At 59.4% G+C, this 17804-nt stretch carries 18 protein-coding genes and 1 pseudogene; 11 read left to right on the forward strand and 8 right to left on the reverse strand.

The window, feature by feature from the left end; all coding sequences use genetic code 11:
• Positions 1–90: 90 nt before the first annotated feature.
• Both JZX88_RS12650 and JZX88_RS12655 read left to right on the forward strand, forming a co-directional pair.
• Complete coding sequence (locus JZX88_RS12650) at positions 91–729, forward strand: queuosine precursor transporter (RefSeq protein WP_206913787.1); 639 nt, start codon at positions 91–93, stop codon at positions 727–729.
• Positions 730–839: 110 nt separating this feature from the next.
• On the forward strand, positions 840–1175 hold the full coding sequence (locus JZX88_RS12655) for a pentapeptide repeat-containing protein (RefSeq protein WP_206913788.1): 336 nt from the start codon (positions 840–842) through the stop codon (positions 1173–1175).
• 4 nt (positions 1176–1179) lie between these two features.
• Here the strand turns inward: JZX88_RS12655 and JZX88_RS12660 are convergent, their stop codons facing one another.
• The 4 genes from JZX88_RS12660 to JZX88_RS12675 form a co-directional block, all read right to left on the reverse strand.
• Positions 1180–2205: an esterase-like activity of phytase family protein gene (locus tag JZX88_RS12660; protein WP_206913789.1), complete on the reverse strand. Its 1026-nt coding sequence runs from the start codon at positions 2203–2205 to the stop codon at positions 1180–1182.
• Positions 2195–4099, reverse strand: a complete 1905-nt coding sequence (gene cobT / locus JZX88_RS12665; protein WP_206913790.1) for a cobaltochelatase subunit CobT — start codon at positions 4097–4099, stop codon at positions 2195–2197. Before cobT ends, JZX88_RS12660 begins: the two co-directional genes overlap by 11 nt.
• A gap of 105 nt (positions 4100–4204) precedes the next feature.
• Positions 4205–5194, reverse strand: coding sequence for a cobaltochelatase subunit CobS (gene cobS, locus JZX88_RS12670; protein WP_003509875.1), 990 nt, complete (start codon positions 5192–5194; stop codon positions 4205–4207).
• 68 nt (positions 5195–5262) lie between these two features.
• A complete protein-coding gene (locus tag JZX88_RS12675; RefSeq protein WP_110757964.1) occupies positions 5263–5898 on the reverse strand; it encodes a J domain-containing protein in 636 nt (211 codons plus the stop codon).
• 114 nt (positions 5899–6012) lie between these two features.
• Between JZX88_RS12675 and JZX88_RS12680 the strand changes: the two genes are divergently transcribed.
• A complete protein-coding gene (locus JZX88_RS12680; RefSeq protein WP_065117970.1) occupies positions 6013–6294 on the forward strand; it encodes a BolA family transcriptional regulator in 282 nt (93 codons plus the stop codon).
• A 242-nt stretch (positions 6295–6536) separates the two neighbouring features.
• Here JZX88_RS12680 and aroB read toward each other — a convergent pair whose 3' ends face one another.
• A complete protein-coding gene (aroB, locus tag JZX88_RS12685) occupies positions 6537–7670 on the reverse strand; it encodes a 3-dehydroquinate synthase (protein WP_127755612.1) in 1134 nt (377 codons plus the stop codon).
• Complete coding sequence (locus JZX88_RS12690; RefSeq protein WP_065117969.1) at positions 7667–8257, reverse strand: shikimate kinase; 591 nt, start codon at positions 8255–8257, stop codon at positions 7667–7669. The genes aroB and JZX88_RS12690 overlap by 4 nt, the downstream gene beginning before the upstream one ends.
• Positions 8258–8446: 189 nt before the next feature.
• On the opposite strand from JZX88_RS12690, the gene JZX88_RS12695 reads away from it, so the two are divergent.
• The 5 genes from JZX88_RS12695 (at position 8447) to JZX88_RS12715 (ending at position 12353) form a co-directional block, all read left to right on the forward strand.
• On the forward strand, positions 8447–8620 hold the full coding sequence (locus JZX88_RS12695; RefSeq protein WP_065117968.1) for a histidine kinase: 174 nt from the start codon (positions 8447–8449) through the stop codon (positions 8618–8620).
• Entirely contained in the window at positions 8617–9612 is a 996-nt protein-coding gene (gene xerD / locus JZX88_RS12700; protein WP_206913791.1) for a site-specific tyrosine recombinase XerD, read from the forward strand. Before JZX88_RS12695 ends, xerD begins: the two co-directional genes overlap by 4 nt.
• 62 nt (positions 9613–9674) lie before the next feature.
• Entirely contained in the window at positions 9675–10628 is a 954-nt protein-coding gene (locus JZX88_RS12705) for an acetyl-CoA carboxylase carboxyltransferase subunit alpha (protein ID WP_065117966.1), read from the forward strand.
• A 190-nt stretch (positions 10629–10818) separates the two neighbouring features.
• Positions 10819–12120 (forward strand): L,D-transpeptidase family protein, encoded by a 1302-nt coding sequence (locus JZX88_RS12710; protein ID WP_206913792.1) that lies wholly within the window; start codon positions 10819–10821, stop codon positions 12118–12120.
• A complete protein-coding gene (locus tag JZX88_RS12715; RefSeq protein ID WP_206913793.1) occupies positions 12117–12353 on the forward strand; it encodes a sulfurtransferase TusA family protein in 237 nt (78 codons plus the stop codon). The genes JZX88_RS12710 and JZX88_RS12715 overlap by 4 nt, the downstream gene beginning before the upstream one ends.
• A 221-nt stretch (positions 12354–12574) precedes the next feature.
• Here the strand turns inward: JZX88_RS12715 and JZX88_RS12720 are convergent, their stop codons facing one another.
• Complete coding sequence (locus JZX88_RS12720; RefSeq protein WP_206913794.1) at positions 12575–13708, reverse strand: GTP-binding protein; 1134 nt, start codon at positions 13706–13708, stop codon at positions 12575–12577.
• A 409-nt stretch (positions 13709–14117) separates the two neighbouring features.
• Positions 14118–15176 (reverse strand): D-alanyl-D-alanine carboxypeptidase family protein, encoded by a 1059-nt coding sequence (locus JZX88_RS12725; protein WP_065118113.1) that lies wholly within the window; start codon positions 15174–15176, stop codon positions 14118–14120.
• Positions 15177–15400: 224 nt separating this feature from the next.
• On the opposite strand from JZX88_RS12725, the gene JZX88_RS12730 reads away from it, so the two are divergent.
• The 3 genes and pseudogenes from JZX88_RS12730 (at position 15401) to JZX88_RS12740 (ending at position 17767) form a co-directional block, all read left to right on the forward strand.
• Complete coding sequence (locus JZX88_RS12730; RefSeq protein WP_142856189.1) at positions 15401–16564, forward strand: M20 aminoacylase family protein; 1164 nt, start codon at positions 15401–15403, stop codon at positions 16562–16564.
• Positions 16565–17165: 601 nt separating this feature from the next.
• A pseudogene (locus JZX88_RS26440) lies at positions 17166–17297 on the forward strand (GH-E family nuclease); the annotation flags it as partial.
• A gap of 14 nt (positions 17298–17311) precedes the next feature.
• Positions 17312–17767 (forward strand): ankyrin repeat domain-containing protein, encoded by a 456-nt coding sequence (locus tag JZX88_RS12740; RefSeq protein ID WP_206913796.1) that lies wholly within the window; start codon positions 17312–17314, stop codon positions 17765–17767.
• Positions 17768–17804 lie beyond the last annotated feature (37 nt).

The raw sequence follows: 17804 nt of genomic DNA on the forward strand, positions 1-17804 counted from the left end.
TTTGTTTCAGATTTTAATTGCGTCGGAGTTTCCGAAAATGTTTCGGCCGATGTTTGGCTTCAACTGGTGGCATCACCCAGGATAAAAAAAATGCCCTATCTGCGCTTTACGCTTATCTATGTCCTGCTGATGACACTGGTGGTCGTCGCCTCCAACATTCTGGTGCAATATCCGCTTTCCGGCTCGTTGTTCGGCGTCAATCTCGGCGACCTTCTGACCTGGGGCGCCTTCACCTATCCCATCGCCTTCCTCGTCACCGACCTGACCAACCGCCAGTTCGGCCCCTCCATCGCGCGCCGCGTCGTGCTTGCCGGCTTCGTCGTCGGGGTCACTCTGTCCTTCTGGACATCGATCCCGCGCATCGCGGTCGCTTCCGGCACCGCCTATCTGATCGGCCAGCTGCTGGATATTTCCGTTTTCAACCGCCTGCGCCGCCAGCGCTGGTGGCACGCGCCGCTTGCCGGCTCGATGCTGGGTTCGGTGCTGGATACCGCACTGTTCTTCTCCATCGCCTTTGCCGCAAGCTTCTCCTTTGTCGGCCCCAACGATGCCTTCGCCATCGGAAACGCTCCCATTCTCGGTGTCTTTGCCCTGGAAGCACCCCGGTGGATTTCCTGGGCGCTGGGTGATCTCTCGGTAAAGGTTCTCGTCGGCCTCGTCATGCTGCTGCCTTACGGCGCGCTGATGAGCACGCTGAAGCCGATGCCGGGCGCCGTCAAATCGGGCTGAGAATATCGCCAGTCATATTTGCGGCGGGCAAGCGTGGATCAAATCACGCTTGCCAACCAGCCAGCGGCGTTGCAGTCTGCCGTCCGTGGCACAGCGCGGGGCAGGACGACATGCAGATCAAGGACGTCATCGACATTGTGGATGCCACCAGCGCCACGCTTTCGGGTTCCAGCTTCGATGACGTCAATCTGTCGGGAACGGTCTTCAACAATGTCAATCTGGCCGGCACACGCTTCAACGACATCAACTTCTCTGGCGCGTCGTTCACGGACAGCAACATGTCCGGCTGGTCGATCGATGACGTCAATTTTTCCGGTCTGAAACTGAGCAACTCCAACCTGTCCGGCGCGCAGATAACAGGATGCAGAATGACCGGCGTGAAGATCGACGGCATTCCCGTCGAGGATTTGGTGGCCGCCTACAAGGCGGCACAGGAGCAGGCCTGATATTTCATTCCACCAGCTTGAATTCCAGCATCAGGTTGCGCTGGAGGAACGAGTGATTATCATCGGAAACGATGATGAGGCGCGTGGAGCCATCCGGCCCCTTCACCACATCCATGCCTTCCATATTATCGATCTGGTAGGCCATGCCGGCTTCCATGAGGATTTCGCCATCCACGACCGCCCCCGGCCGGATATCGCCCCCGCGGATGCGGCGAATGCGCATACCTACACCTTCGGCGAAATTGAAACGCCGCTCCAGAAGCAGCAGATCGCCATTCGGAAGAAAGGCACCGTCCGTAACATCGAATGACGGATGATGGGTGACGGCGAATGTGCCTTTCAGCGGGCCTTCCAGTATAGCGGCCAGAAGATTACCGTCCGTGTCGATGCTTTTTTCGGCCACCACGACCAGCGCACCGGCAAGCGGCGAATCGGCCGGCGATACCGCCAGAGCCTCCATGCCGCCATTGTGGCGCAATTCATTGTTGGGGATGAGATGCGGCAGGCGCCCGAGCGGCTTGGAGGTGGCAAAGCCCGGATCGGGATAGATATCGATCCTGTGCCGTTGCTCGTAGCTGACGAAAACCTTGCCGTCGCGCAACGCCAGCCCTTCCGCATCCATTTCCATCTTGCGGGTCGGTTCACGGCCGCTGGCATCCAGCATGGGCGTAATACGAACGTCATCCAGCCCGGCAAGCGCCCCGGATTGACCACGGGTGATGCGGCCCGTCAGCCAGTGACCGGTATCCAGAACGGCCACGAATTCCTGCCCGTCCGGGCGGAAACGGATGGAGGACATCGCCCCGAACAGCTTTTCCGGCGCGCTCATCACCATGCCGCCGACAAATTCCAGCTTGCCGAAACGTTTTTCGCTGGTGCCGACCTCAAAGCCGGACAGCAATCGAACGCTTACCGGCACATCGATGGTCGACGCGCCGATGGAAGCCGGAAAAAGCGAACCCGCCGCAAGAATGGCCGCCAAAGCGAGAGACTTGCAGGAAAAGGAAGCCCGGCCCCGCTTATCCGGCACGGCGGACCCTGCGAGACGAACCGGAGACACTGCTCGTATCCTCAAAGAGAGCCGCGAGCTGCTCGGTCATCGCGCCGGCCAGTTCATCCGCATCGACGATGGTTACGGCGCGGCGGTAATAACGCGTCACGTCATGGCCGATACCGATTGCCAGAAGTTCCACCGGCGACCGTGTTTCGATCTGCTCGATGACGGCGCGCAGGTGCCGCTCCAGATAGTTGCCCGGATTGACCGACAGGGTCGAATCATCCACCGGCGCGCCGTCCGAGATCATCATCATGATCTTGCGCTGCTCGGGACGGCCGATCAGGCGGTTATGCGCCCACATCAGCGCTTCACCGTCGATATTTTCCTTCAGCAGACCCTCGCGCATCATCAGGCCGAGATTGCGCCGGGCGCGCCGCCACGGGGCATCCGCCGACTTGTAGATGATGTGGCGCAGATCATTGAGACGGCCCGGCGAAGCGGGCTTGCCATTGGCGAGCCACTGTTCACGCGATTGCCCGCCCTTCCACGCCTTGGTGGTGAAGCCGAGAATTTCGACCTTCACGCCCGACCGCTCCAGCGTGCGCGCCAGAATGTCGGCGCAGGTGGCAGCCACGGTAATGGGACGGCCGCGCATCGAACCGGAATTGTCGATGACGAGCGACACGACGGTATCGCGGAACTTGGTGTCGCGTTCCTTCTTGAAGGACAGCGGCTGCATGGGATCGATGATGAGCCTGACCAGACGGGCCGGATCGAGATAACCCTCTTCCAGATCGAAATCCCAGGAACGGTTCTGCTGCGCCATCAGGCGGCGCTGCAGCCGGTTCGCCAGCCGCCCGACGGCACCCTGAAGATGTGCAAGCTGCTTGTCGAGGAAGGCACGCAGACGGTCGAGCTCGGCCTCGTCGCACAGTTCCTCGGCGTGGATTTCCTCGTCGAATTCCTGGGTGAAGATACGGTAATCGACCTTCTCGTTAAAATCGTCGAAGGGGCTGTTGGGACGGCGGGTCTCGCCGGGCGTTTCGGAATCCTCGTCGAGATCGTCGGACATTTCCTCGTCCGACATCTCGGCGCCGTCCATCTCGCCTTCTTCCATTTCCTCCTGCGAGGCCTCGTTTTCATCGGCGGGCGTCGCGTCCGAACCGGCCTCCTCCTCGACCTGCTCTTCTTCGGTCTCGTTGGTGCGCGGCTGGTCCTCGTTGGATTCCGCCTCCTGGCTCTCAGGCTCGTTATCCTCGTCGCCGAAATCCTCCGCCATCTGCATGGAGGTCAGCATCTTGCGCACCAGCCGCGAAAACGCCTTCTGGTCGGTGATGACGCTGGAGAGATCCTTGAGGTCGCCGGCCGCCTTGTCCTCGATGAAATCGCGCCACAGGTCGACAACCTTGCCAGCGCTTTCCGGTGGCTTCTCACCGGTCAGCTTCTCGCGCACCAGAAGCGCAACGGCTTCCGCAAGCGGTGCATCGTCCTTGTTGTTGATGCCGGCGAAGTTGGCCTTGGCATATTTTTCCGTGTTCATGGCTTGGATGTTGGAGGCCATGCCCGGCATACGCAGCGCGCCGATGGATTCCACGCGCGCCTGTTCCACCGCATCGAAGATCAGCCGCGCCTCGGCACCCTGCGGCGACATCACCGCATGGGTGTCGGCATCATGGCAGGCGAGGCGCAACGCCATGGAATCGCCGAGACCACGGGTGATGGCGATTTCCTGAGCGGTCGGTTTCTTGGAAATTTCCGGCAGGCGCATGCGCTCGCCGGCAAGACCCGGTCGCTCGTTGGCGAAGACGACCTCCACCTCGGCGTCGCCGGCAACGGATCGCACGCATCCGGCAATCGCCTGACGCAACGGCTCCGTATCGACCGCCGTACCCGGTTTCGCTCTGGAATTGTCGCCGCGCCCTGCCATTGTCTTTCCTGTCAGTTGCCGACGCCTGCGGCGCGCCCATCAGAGGATGCGCGGCCACCGGCGTCTTCAAGTCATCGGTGATCTTCTCCGGAAAACCGGGGATGATCAGGCGCTGAGAACGATGTTCGCGGCGCTTTCTTTCAGCTCGACACCAAAGGCGCGCTGATATTGCTCGGCCACCAGGGTACGCTCAAGCTCGTCGCACTTGTTGAGGAAGGTCACGCGGAAGGCAAAGGCGAGATCGCCGAAGATTTCCGCATTTTCCGCCCAGGTGATGACGGTACGCGGGCTCATGACCGTGGAAAGGTCGCCGTTGACGAAGGCCGAACGGGTAAGGTCGGCCACGCGCACCATCTTGGAAACGGTTTCGCGACCCTTCGGATTGTCGAGGCTCTTCACCTTGGCGGCGATGATGTTCACTTCCTGCTCATGCGGCAGGTAGTTCAGCGTGGTAACGATGGACCAGCGGTCCATCTGCGCCTGGTTGATCTGCTGCGTGCCATGGTAAAGGCCGGTCGTATCGCCAAGCCCGACCGTGTTGGCGGTCGCGAAAATACGGAAGGCCGGGTGAGGACGGATGACGCGGCTCTGGTCGAGCAGGGTCAGGCGACCGGAGGATTCCAGCACGCGCTGAATGACGAACATCACGTCCGGACGGCCGGCGTCATATTCGTCGAAGACGAGCGCGACATTGTGCTGGTAAGCCCAGGGCAGAATGCCGTCCTTGAATTCGGTGACCTGCTTGCCGTCCTTCAGGACGATGGCGTCCTTGCCGACGAGGTCGATACGGCTGACATGGCTGTCGAGGTTGACGCGCACGCAGGGCCAGTTGAGGCGGGCAGCGACCTGCTCGATATGGGTGGATTTACCCGTACCGTGGAAACCGGAAACCATGACACGTCGGTTGTGAGCAAAACCGGCTAGGATCGCAAGCGTCGTATCGCGGTCGAAAAGATAGTCGGGATCGAGGTCCGGCACATAGGCGTCGCCCTGGGAATAGGCGGGAACCCGCAGATCCGTATCAATGCCGAAAACCTCCCGCACGGACACCGTTGTGTCAGGCAGGTTGGAAATATCAAGGTCGATTTTGCTCATCACGTCTCCAAGGCGGGCGGCAGCCACCCGGCCACATCATCAATCAGGCGGTAAACACATAAGTTGGCTTAGCAGAAACCTGACTGCTTTAACAATTGATATGCTTGAACAACAGCCCGAAAACGCTCTTCCGAACCACGATCGCCACCATTAGCATCAGGATGGTGCTTTTTGACAAGCTCCTTATAGCGCCTTTTTATGTCTTCCTGCTTCGCACTGGCAGAAAGACCGAGCGTATCGAAGGCTTTTGCCTCCAGCGTCTTCAATTTGCGGTCCTGCTGCATGCGCGTGCCGCCTGCCCTGGAGCCACCTGCAAAACCGCCGGCAAAGCCGAAAGGATCGCGGATGCGGGCATTGCCGCTGGCCGTGCCCGAGCGCAGCGTGGAATGCAGCGGGCTGTCGCGCGCCGTCTTGTTGACGCCCACCGTCCAGGTGGGGCGATGGCCGGTGATCGCTTCCTTCTGGTAACGGGCGATCTCGCTGTCGGACAGGCCGGAAAAATAATTATAGCCCTTGTTGTATTCCTTCACGTGCTCGAAGCAGAACAGGAAGAATTGCCCCTCGGCATTGCGGCCGACAGGTGCCCGGTGAACGCCCGGCTTGTCGCATCCGTCCCACTGGCAGGTGGGGGCCTGAACCTCAGGTTCCCTCTCCCTTTTCCGGCGCGTGCGGATGCGATCGAAATATTTCGAATCCAGTTTCATGATGCCCTGATTATGGGGTGCGAAAAGCCGCACAACAAGAATTGACAAAGTGGAATGTTACAGGCTTTTAGGGAGCCCCCTTCAAGACCAGCCAACAGGAATGGAGCCCTTCGCATGTCCCTGCGAGAACGCATAGAAACGAAGCTTCGGGAGAGCTTTTCACCGGAGCGACTGAAGGTCGTCGATGAAAGCCGGATGCATGCGGGCCACCAGCCGGATATGACCGGCACGGGCGAGACGCATATGCGTGTTCAGATAGTATCGGAAAGCTTTTCCGGCAAGTCTCGCGTCGAGCGCCACCGGGCGATCAATGCGCTTTTGAAGCCGGAACTCGATGCCGGGCTGCATGCGCTGGCCATAGAGGCGGCTGCACCGGGGGAACCAGTGCGGTTCTGATTAAGGCTGTCATCAAAACCGAGAGCAAGCCCCCTCATCCGGTCCTTCGGGCCACCTTCTCCCCGGCAGAGGGAAGAAACCGGGCGGCAGCGCCTCACTCAACGGTATGACGTCAACGTAGCTGCAGCAATGCTGCTTCGTAGGGCATTGCCAAAGCGGCCTGTTCTTCTCCCCGGTCGGGGAGAAGTGCCGGAGCGAAGCGAGGCGATGAGGGGGCAACCCTCACCATATCGCTCAACATTTCACCCCGGATGCTTTTCCGACAGGAAGGACTGCACCTCGGACGCCGCAACATCATCGGCCACGAAGGACTGGCCGATGCCATGGGTGAGGATGAAGGTGAGCTTGCCGCCCTTGACCTTCTTGTCCTGCGCAATTGCCGTCATCAGCGTCTCGACCGGCGGCAACTCACCGGGAATATCCTTCATCGTCGTCGGCAGGCCAACCGCCTTCAGATGCGCTTCGACGCGCGCGGCATCATCCGGGCTGGCGAGGTTGAGACGGGCGGAGAACTGGTGCGCCAGCACCATGCCGATGGCAACGCCTTCGCCATGCACCAGCCGTTTGCTGTCGTAGTTGGTCGCCGCCTCCAGCGCGTGGCCGAATGTATGGCCGAGATTGAGGAGGGCGCGCACGCCGTTTTCCTTCTCGTCGGCCACCACCACGTCGGCCTTGGCCTGGCAGCTGGTCGCAATCGCCTGAATGCGGGCCGGGCCGCCGGTGCGGATTTCGTCCCAGTTCTTTTCCAGCCAGAAGAAGAAATCCGGCTTGTCGATCAGCCCGTACTTCACCACTTCGGCATAACCGGCGCGGAATTCACGCGGGCTCAGCGTATCGAGCACCGCCGTATCCGCCAGCACCAGATCGGGCTGGTGGAAAACGCCGACGAGGTTCTTGCCGTGGCGGCTGTTGATGCCGGTCTTGCCGCCGACGGAGGAATCGACCTGCGCCAGAAGCGAGGTCGGTATCTGCACAAAGCGCACGCCCCGGCGCACGATGCCCGCTGCAAAACCGGCGAGATCGCCGATCACGCCGCCGCCGAGCGCGATCACCGCATCGTTGCGCTCCACCCTTGCGGCCAGAACCGCATCGCAGACGGTGACCAGATGTTCGAAGCTCTTGGTCTTTTCACCGGCCGGCAGGGTCAACGAAACCGCCTCGATGCCATCCGTCTGCAGGCCATCCATCAGGCCTTCGAGGTAAAGCGGTGCCACATGCTCATCGGTAATGATCGCCGCGCGCCGGCCCTTCAGCCGCGCCGAAATCTCGCCGCCCGCCCGGCCGATCAGCCCCGGCCCGATCAGAATGTCATAGGCGCGCTCGCCGAGCGGCACATGGACGAGACGTTCATCGGCGTGGATTTCGGAAGGCGTCATGGGGATCTGTCTTTCTGTTCAATGCCGGCTATGGCGGCCAGCACTTCTGTCACGATGATTTCCTTGCGGACATCGCGGGATTCGATGGTCAAATCCGCTTCCGCATAGATCGGATAGCGCTTCTCCATCAGGGCCGCCAGCGTGGCCTTGGGGTTTTCGGTCTTCAGAAGCGGGCGGTGGTCGCGCTTGTTGACCCTCTCCCACAACACCTCGAGATCGGCCTTCAGCCATAATGAAATGCCGCCGCGCGTGATATGCCGGCGGGTATTGTCGTTGATGAACGCGCCGCCACCGGTGGAAATGACCTTGGGCCCGCCGCGCAAAAGCCGCTTGATGACCCGCGTTTCCAGCGCCCGGAATTCCTCCTCGCCATAGGTGGCGAAGAGTTCCGATATCGTCATGCGCGATACACGCTCGATTTCGACATCCGTATCGATGAACGAGACTTTGAGCTGCTGGGCGACCATGCGGCCTATTGCGGACTTTCCAGCCCCCATCAGCCCGACAAAGACGACGTTGCGCCGTCCGAGCTTTGCCCGTGCTTGCTCCCCGAGTGTGGCCGGGACGGATAAATTCGTTTCATTCATAAATTTGAAAGCCCGTTTGGCATGGATATCTGCAAATGTTTACGAAGCGTCAAGCCAAATTGCTGACTGAATTGCGTTGAATCACAATCATCGCCGCATGCGGCACGGGGCGGAAGCCGGCTTTTTGATCTTGCCGCCGCTTTCGCCGCACCGCATATACATTTCGACCGCCACCTTCATGGAGCCGCCATGCCCACCCTCTTCCGCTTCACGATGATACTGGCGACCATTGCGGGGTTGATCTATGGCGGCATGGTGCTGCTCGTCATGGTCGTCAAACCGCGCGACCGCGAGGTGACGGTGCGCATCCCCTCCGAGCGGCTGAACCCGCCGGTGGCGGAACCGGCAAGGCGCGCGCCATGAGCGGACAACAGGCAGGAGGGCGCGACGGCGCACGGCTTGAAAGTTTTCTGGAGATGATGAGCGCCGAGCGGGGTGCGGCGGCCAATACGCTGTCCTCCTATGAGCGCGACCTGACGGACCTGCGCGAATTCCTCGCCGGGCGGGGCCAGTCCCTGACGGGAGCGCAGACACCCGACCTGTCCGCCTATCTGACCGATCTTTCCACGCAGGGCTTCGCCGCCACCTCACAGGCGCGGCGCCTCTCCTCCATGCGGCAATTTTATCGCTTCCTTTATTCGGAAGGGCTGCGCGGTGACGACCCGACCGGCATCATCGACACGCCGAAGAAGGGGCTCAGCCTGCCGAAAACGATGAGCGTTGCCGACGTGACGAAACTTCTCCGCATCGCAGCGGAAGAGGCCGCGGCCCCGGGCCCCGGCCAGCTTGGCCGCATCCGCATGCATCTGCTGCTCGAGCTGCTTTATGCCACCGGCATGCGCGTCAGCGAACTCGTCTCCCTGCCGGTCAAGGTATTACGTCAGGAAGGGCGCTTCCTGATGATACGGGGCAAGGGCAACAAGGACCGTATGGTGCTTCTGTCACGCACAGCCATCGAGGCGATGGAAAAATACGACGCCGCCAGAAAGGCGCTTCTGCCGGAGAAAAGCAAGGCAGCCATTTCCCCCAAAAAAACGGAGACGGCGGAGAGCCCCTGGCTGTTTCCTTCGAACAGCAAGGAAGGCCACCTGCCCCGCCAGGTCTTCGCCCGTGACCTGAAGGATATTGCCATCCGCGCTGGCCTGACCGCCTCGGCGGTGTCGCCACACGTCCTGCGCCATGCCTTTGCCAGCCACCTCCTGCAGAACGGCGCGGATCTGCGCGCGGTGCAGGAGCTTCTCGGTCATTCCGACATTTCCACGACACAAATCTATACACATGTGCTGGAAGAACGCTTGCAAGAACTGGTACAAACACATCACCCCCTTGCCAAACAGGGCAAAAACCTTGATTAGAGCGACCGGAACCGCCGGATAATCCGGTCAAACCTTGCGCAAAACGATCGGAAACGGATCTCATGCACAATTATCTCGACTTCGAAAAACCTATCTCGGACCTTGAAGGCAAGATCATCGAGCTGAAGAAGCTTGCCACCGAAGACGAGAGCATAGACACCTCGGAGGAGATCAGCCGTCTTGAAGTTCGCGTCAACGATGCGATGCAGGACATCTATTCGAAACTGAACGCCTGGCAGAAAACGCAGGTCGCGCGCCATCCGCAGCGCCCGCATTTCGTCGACTACGCCAAGGCGCTGTTCACCGATTTCACGCCGCTTGCCGGCGACCGCAAATTTTCCGAAGACGCCGCCATTCAGGCGGGCCTTGCGCGTTTCAACGGCCAGCCCGTCGCCATCATCGGCCAGGAAAAGGGCAACGACACCAAGAGCCGCCTGAAGCATAATTTCGGCAGTGCGCGCCCGGAAGGTTACCGCAAGGCGATCCGCGTGCTCGAACTGGCCGACCGTTTCTCGCTGCCGGTCGTCACCCTCATCGATACCGCAGGCGCCTATCCCGGCGTTGGCGCTGAAGAGCGCGGCCAGGCGGAAGCCATCGCCCGTTCGACGGAAATGTGCCTCAACGTGAAGGTGCCGATCGTCTCGGTCGTCATCGGTGAAGGCGGCTCGGGCGGCGCGATCGCCATCGCCACCGGCAACCGCGTTTATATGCTCGAACATTCGATCTATTCGGTGATTTCACCGGAAGGTGCTGCCTCCATTCTCTGGCGTGATTCGACCCGCGCCAAGGAAGCGGCCACCAACATGAAGATCACCTCCGAAGACCTGAAGTCGCTCGGCGTCATCGATGGAATCATTCCCGAACCGATCGGCGGCGCTCATCGCGATCCGGCGACCGTGATCGACGCGACCGGTGACGTGATCGCCAAGGCGCTGGCCGATCTTTCACAGCGTTCGGGCACGCAGCTGCGCGCCGAACGCCGCCAGAAATTCCTGGATATCGGCCGGAACCTCTAACCCGGCCTTATTTTCCTTGAATATCGCCCCAACTCGGCCATAGTCCGGTCACATCAACAGATGTATCGGCGGCCGCGGGGGCGGATCCGATTTGAGTTAAGAAGATGTAAACGGTTAATACCGTATTTAAAATACACGCGGGACGGTGTAGAACTCCGCCGCTTCGTGCCATCGTCTTTCGGATCAGATCATGCGTTTGACACATTTTGCCCTTCTTGCCTGCACCACGCTCGTTCTCGCCGGCTGCAATGATACGCTCGAAACCGTCGAACGCGACGTCTCCCACGTCAAGAACAAGGTTGATTATCCGCTGTCTCCGTCCATTCTGGCCGAGATCGACAAGCGGGGCATGGATCGCACCTCGCCGATCATGATCCGCATCTTCAAGGAAGAAGGTGCGCTGGAAATCTGGAAGGCCAGGCGCGACAACCGTTTCGAGAAGATCGCCGGCTACGAGATTTGCGCATGGTCCGGCAAACTCGGCCCGAAGGTGAAGGAAGGCGACCGGCAGGCGCCGGAAGGTTTCTACAACCTGACGCCCGCGCATCTCAATCCGAACTCGAAATATTATCTCGCCATCAATACCGGCTTTCCGAACCGCTACGATGCCGCCAATGGCCGTAACGGCACCAATCTGATGATCCATGGCGCCTGTTCGTCCTCCGGCTGCTATTCGATGACGGATGCGCAGATTCTTGAAATCTACGGTTTCGCCCGTGACGCCTTCAAGGGCGGCCAGAAGACCGTGCAGCTGCAGGCATTCCCTTTCCGCATGACGGCGGAAAACATGGCCCGCCATCGCCAGAGCGAACATCTCGAATTCTGGAAGATGCTGAAGGTGGGTTACGACAATTTCGAAGTGACGAAGCGCCCGCCGGAAGTGAATGTCTGCGAGAAGAAATATGTCTTCAACCAGCAGACGGAAGGCGGCAGCTTCAACGCGTCAGCCCAATGCCCGGCCATGAGCACGCCGCCGGCGCTCGTCAGCGCGCTTTCGAGCTACGAGAAGACCTATGATCTCGCCTATGAAAAGGCGATGAAGAAATATGACGGCATGGCCTGGTACGACCCGAGCGAAGCCGAACGCAAGGCGCTGGTTGCCGAAAAGCGCAAGGGCCGCGAGCCCGCCTATGCCCCGACCGGCTCGGCGCTGAAGGCCGGCAAGCTGATGAAGGAAACGGAATATGCCGCGCTGATGGAGAAAAAGGCGCAGCAAGTAACCTCGTCCTCACCGGCGACGACCGCAACCGCCTCGGCCCTGCGCGGCCCGCGTCCTTCGGCTGTCCAGCCCACTGCACCACAATCGAACCCCGCACCCGCGGCCCCGACCATGGTTGCCACGGCTGCCCCCGCATCCGCGGCAAATGGCCAGGGTGGCGCAACGGCACAGGGCATTCCCGTTCCAGCCCTCAACCCCCTCGCCTATTCGGCAGCGCCTGCACCGGAAGCGCCGGAAAAGAAGCCATTCTGGAAGTTCTGGGCCAAGGAATGAGCGACACGGCCGAGACGATTTACGATTTGAGGGGGCTTAAATGCCCCCTTCCAGTTTTGAGAAGCCGCAAGAAACTCGCAACCATGAAGGCGGGCGATATTCTAACCGTCGAGACGACCGATCCGCTGGCGGTGATCGATATTACCCATATGTGCAATGAGGATGGGCATAGCCTGCTCGAGACGGTTGCGGTGGATAAGGGGCATCGGTTCCGGATCGTGAAGGGCGGGTAACCGACGTTCAACGGCGCCGGCTGTGGTTACCCCCTCTGTCCTGCCGGACATCTCCCCCTCAAGGGGGGAGATCGGCAGGAAGCACTAACGTCACTTCATTCTCAAACGTCGAGATGACCGAGACCCTGCCGCTTGTCGATCTCCCCCCTTGAGGGGGAGATGCCCGGCAGGACAGAGGGGGGTGAATCACACCCACCGACCTAGACCATCACGGCGCCGCCCTAAAACCGCAACCCCGAAACCGCCAGCGGATTATCCGTCATCGCCTGCCTGTCCGGCCGGTCGATACCCGGTACGCCGGTGAAGGCCGCGAACAGGTCCTGCACGAAAGCCTCCGGCAAATCCTTCGTGATCAGCACCATGCGCGTACGCTGATCAGACGGGTCAGGCCAGGCCGAAAGACGTTCAGGCGTGTGGAAAATGCTCTGCACCCCATGCAACACCAAAGGCCGGTCCGGATTGTCCGACAGCTTGACGATGGCCTTCATGCGCAACAGTCGCTCCCCGTGCGCCGAGCGCAGCAAATCCACGAACATTTCGACCGCCATCGGCTGGATCGGCTGATCGTGAATGATCGAGAAGGAACGGATCGATGCATCGTGCCGGTTCACATCGTGATGATGGTGATGGTGGTGATCATCACCGTGATGGTGATCATGCGCATGGTCGTGGTCATGATCGTGTACCGCCTCTTCGCCCAGCCAGCGGCCGACATCGGCATTTTTGCTGCCGGCATCGTAAAGGCCGTTGTCGAGAAGTTCCGCAGCACTCCAGTCGGCGCTGTCGCCATCCTCGATCGTCGCCCGCGGATTGAGCGCCTGCAGGCGTGCCGTCAGCGCTGAAATCATGGAAGCGTCGGCAAGCATGCGCTTGGTCATGACCAGACGGTCGGCCACCGCCACCTGCTTCACGGATTCCTGATGATTGTCGAGCGTGGACAGGCCGTTTACGGCATCCACCACGGTAATCATGCCGTTGAGCATGAAATTCTGCGCGATCACCGGATTGCCCATGATCGATTGCATGACCGGGGCAGGATCGGCAAGACCCGTGGTCTCGATCACCACCCGCTTTACCGGCTTCAGCTTGCCGGTCTGGATACCGTCCATCAGTTCGGCCAGCGTATCCACCAGTTCGCCGCGCACTGTGCAGCACAGGCAGCCTTCCGCCAGTTCGATGATGCCTTCGCCGGCGCTTTCAACCAGCATGTGATCGATGCTGACGTCACCAAATTCATTGATGATGATTGCGGCGTCGCTCATCTCGGGGTCTTTGAGAAGCCGGTTGAGCAGCGTCGATTTTCCGGCGCCGAGAAATCCGGTGATGATGGAGACCGGTATACGCTCGCGAGACATGCCTTGCCTGTATGGTTGAGGGCCGCTCCGGCAGATCGTTGAACGATGTTCGAGCCGGAACCGCGCGGTAAAACAGAAATCGCCCAAGGCCTGAAGCCACGGGCGAGACTGTAATATCATAACAGATCAGAGCTGCGAATAGCCAATCCGCAAAGCTCTCCGGGAGAAGCCGCTCGCTCTCAAGCGCAACAGGCAATCGGATAGAGGCGGCATTGCAACTCGTTTCTTCTCCCCCGACGGGGAGAAGGTGGCCCGAAGGGTCGGATGAGGGGGCGACGTTACCGGATTTCGGAGAGCTTGCCCCTCATCCCGCTGCCACGACCTTCTCCCCCTCGGGGAGAAGGCGAAAGACATACCCTCTCGCCTCATGGGCGACGGGGCGGCCCCTGGAGGCATAATCCCTTACAAATCAGAATGTCGGGCGTGGGATCGGGATCGGCACGTTGGCCAGTTCACCCTTGGCCGCAGCTCCCTTGGTCGTGTTGACAGCCACGGTCTCGCTGCCAGGGATAAGACCGGCGAAGGAATATTCCGGAGGTCGCGTCATCTCCGTCACATAGGGCGAATGGATGACCATACGGCCGGCTTCATCGCGGCTTTCGCTGCGAACCTTGGCAGCCTTCGGATTGCAGATTTCCGCGCTGACATCGTTCACATCGCCGGTATCGCCATAGGGCGCCAGCGAAGCGAGCGAAACGCCCTGACCGGAAGGCGCCGTCAGCCCCATCTGCAGCAGATCGGCCGACTGGTCGGTTCGTCCAGCAAGGCTGTCCGCGCCCAGCACCACGGTGATGACGGAGCGGCCATTGCGCACGGCGGACGAGACCTGGTTGAAGCCGGAGGCACAGATGAAGCCGGTCTTCATGCCATCGGCACCATCAAAACGGCCGACCAGCATGTTGAAATTGGCGTAGTTCTTCTTGCCGGTGGTGACGCCTTCCAGCGAGAAATAGCCGGCATATTCCGGGAACTCGCGCTTGATGATCAGCGCCAGCAGCGCCAGATCCCGGGCCGTCGTGTATTGTCCCTTGCCGGGCAGGCCGTTGGGGTTCACATAACGGGTGGAGCTCATGCCCAGCCGCTGCGCCTGCGCATTCATCTGCGCCACGAAATTGTCGCTGGTGCCGCCGATCGTCTCGGCAATCGCCACCGCAATATCATTGGCGGATTTGATAAGCAGCAGCTTCAGCGCGCTGTCCATCGTCAGCTTCTGGCCGGGCTTGAAATACATTTTCGAGGCCGGCTGATCGGCCGCCTTCTTGCTCATCACCACTTCCGTCTGCGGGCTGATCTTGCCGGCCTTCATCTGCGAAAAGGCGATATAGGCGGTCATCAGCTTGGTCAGCGAGGCGGGATACCACTTGCGGAAGGCTTCCTGATGGGCAATCACCTTGCCGGTTTTGACATCCACCACCATTTTCGGATTGGCATTGGCCACGGGTGCCGCGGCAACGAGACCTGCGGTCATGATGGCAATAGCAGCGGAGAGCCGCCGGGCGGCGTTTGGCGATTTGAAAGTCTGTGGCAAGGCTTGTCCTCGAATTCCCGTCTTCGGTCGGGGAATGGCAATATTCACCATATATGTCCTAGCAATGGCAAAGTACATTGATTACGTCAATTATGCGGCGCACTATCCACCACGGAGGATAGGATTTTAAGACACGCCGTGCCGATGAACCCAGGAATGAACGAATGCCGATTTTGAACAGAGCCGCCGAACTTCAGCAGGAAGTCAGCGAATGGCGGCATCACCTGCATGAAAATCCCGAGATTTTGTATGATGTCGACAACACTGCGGCCTTCGTTGCCGACAAGCTGAAATCCTTTGGCGTTGACGAAATCGTGACCGGGCTCGGTCGCACCGGGGTGGTGGGCATTATCAAGGGCAATCTTCCGGGCAATCGCACTATCGGCTTTCGCGCGGATATGGACGCGCTGCCCATTCTGGAAGAAACCGGCAAGCCCTGGGCATCAAAAACGGCAGGCGCGATGCATGCCTGCGGCCATGACGGCCACACAGCCATGCTGCTCGGCGCGGCCAAATATCTCACCGAGACCCGCAATTTCGCCGGCTCGATCGCTGTCATCTTCCAGCCTGCCGAAGAAGGTGGTGCTGGCGCGCTCGCCATGGTGGAGGATGGGCTGATGGAACGTTTCGGCATCGACGAGGTCTATGGCATGCACAACATGCCGGGAATTCCGCTCGGCGCCTTCGCCATCCGCAAGGGCGGCATCATGGCGGCACCGGACAAATTCTCGATCACCGTCAAGGGTCGTGGCGGCCACGCGGCGCAACCGCACCGCACTATCGACCCGATCACCATCGGCGCACAGATTGTCGGCAACCTGCAGATGATCGCCTCGCGCAATGCCGATCCGATCCGTTCCGTCGTCGTCTCCGTCACCCGTTTTCAGGCCGGCTCCAGCCACAACATCATCCCCAATGAGGCGCTGATTGCCGGTACGGTGCGCAGCCTCGACGAAACGGTGCGTGATCTCGCGCAGGACCGCATCAAGCAGATGGCGGAAGGTATTGCTGTTGCCAACGGAGCGGAAGCGGAAGTTATCTACGAGCGTTATTGCCCCGTAACCTTCAACCACGCCGCCGAAACCGACCATGCCATCCGCGTGGCCCGTGATGTGGCAGGGGAACCGAATGTCGACCCCGATGTCGATCCTTCCATGGCGGGAGAAGATTTCTCCTTCATGCTGAAGGAAAGGCCGGGCTGTTTCATCTTCATCGGCAACGGCGATTCGGCAGGCCTCCACAATCCCGGTTACGATTTCAACGACGAGGCCATCGCCTACGGCATTTCCTACTGGGTGAAACTGGCCGAACAGCGCCTGACGAGCTGATTGCCGGCCAAAGCGAAGAAAGCCGAGGAAGAGATCGACCGCAATGAAGAACGCGGTTGATCCGCAGGCATCGCCGGGTTAAAGAGCAGTTCAGTGTCCACGTAGCTCAGCAGGATAGAGCACAGGATTCCTAAGACAAATTGGGGGTTGCGCCCGGAAACGACGCAATCGATCTGCTCAAAGTCGGGGAAAGCTTCGCTGGTCTTCCAGCATGCCAATCCCGAGCCAAGCTCCGGAGAAATCCGGTGAAGGTGTAGAGACTGGATGGGCAGCACCTAAAGGCCGCAAGGCCCATGGTGAAGGGACAGTCCAGACCACGAACGTCCTGTCCATTGGCGACCGGGCGGCGGTTAAAGCCGAAGTGGTATGAATCCTGGGGTCGGAGGTTCGAATCCTCTCGTGGACACCATTTTCCTGTTTTATCCGCCGTGAAGACGCAGGCCCTGCTGATGATTGTGCTCCGTAGGTTTGTTGCTATTTCACTTGGTCGGGTCGAAATGCTCCGATAGGTTTGCCCTTTTCCTAAAAATGGCGTCTTCATCGAACACCTGCCAATACTGCTGACTATGTCTGGAACAATCCGGGGCGGTCTCATGAGTATAGGACTCTCCATCGTGACTATATGGACGGTCGAATTTCAAAAGATGAATTCTTGCAGAAATATAGAGACCCCAATAATTATCAGCCTGAATCAATCAATGGTAACCGCAGCCATAGATACGAGCAACAGTAAGCAGGACGAATAATATGCCAAATTACTTCGCAGAGCTCAGAAATGACCAAAATTTCGATCCGAATGACATCGAAGACCTAGAATTAATAAGCGAAGAAAATCATAGCTATTTGCAAGAATCTATAGCATATAGACCGGAGTTTGTTCCGTACTTCATATCAAAAAGCAAGAATATAGACCATCAAGATGATAATGATCAGACTGCTTTGCAATATATGATTTCCAGATCCATGTTTGGATTTGCCGAGGATCTTCTTAAAAAAGGAGCCTCAATTAGTTTAATTGACAAGTATGGAAATGACGCTCTTTGGACATCGGTTTTGAATCCTCGCCCCAACATAAAATTGATAAAGGTCCTTGTCGAGCTCGGTGCTAATCCAACTAGAAAAAATTTGGCGGGGCGATCTTCTCTCGATATGGCGCGCACAAAAAACAATAAAGCGATGCTCGATATTTTTGGCGAACAGTAATGATCTAATTTGAAATGAGAGCCTCGGTCATGAACAA

The organism is Agrobacterium sp. OT33 (genome assembly GCF_017313365.1).
Taxonomy (GTDB): Bacteria; Pseudomonadota; Alphaproteobacteria; order Rhizobiales; family Rhizobiaceae; genus Agrobacterium; species Agrobacterium rhizogenes_A.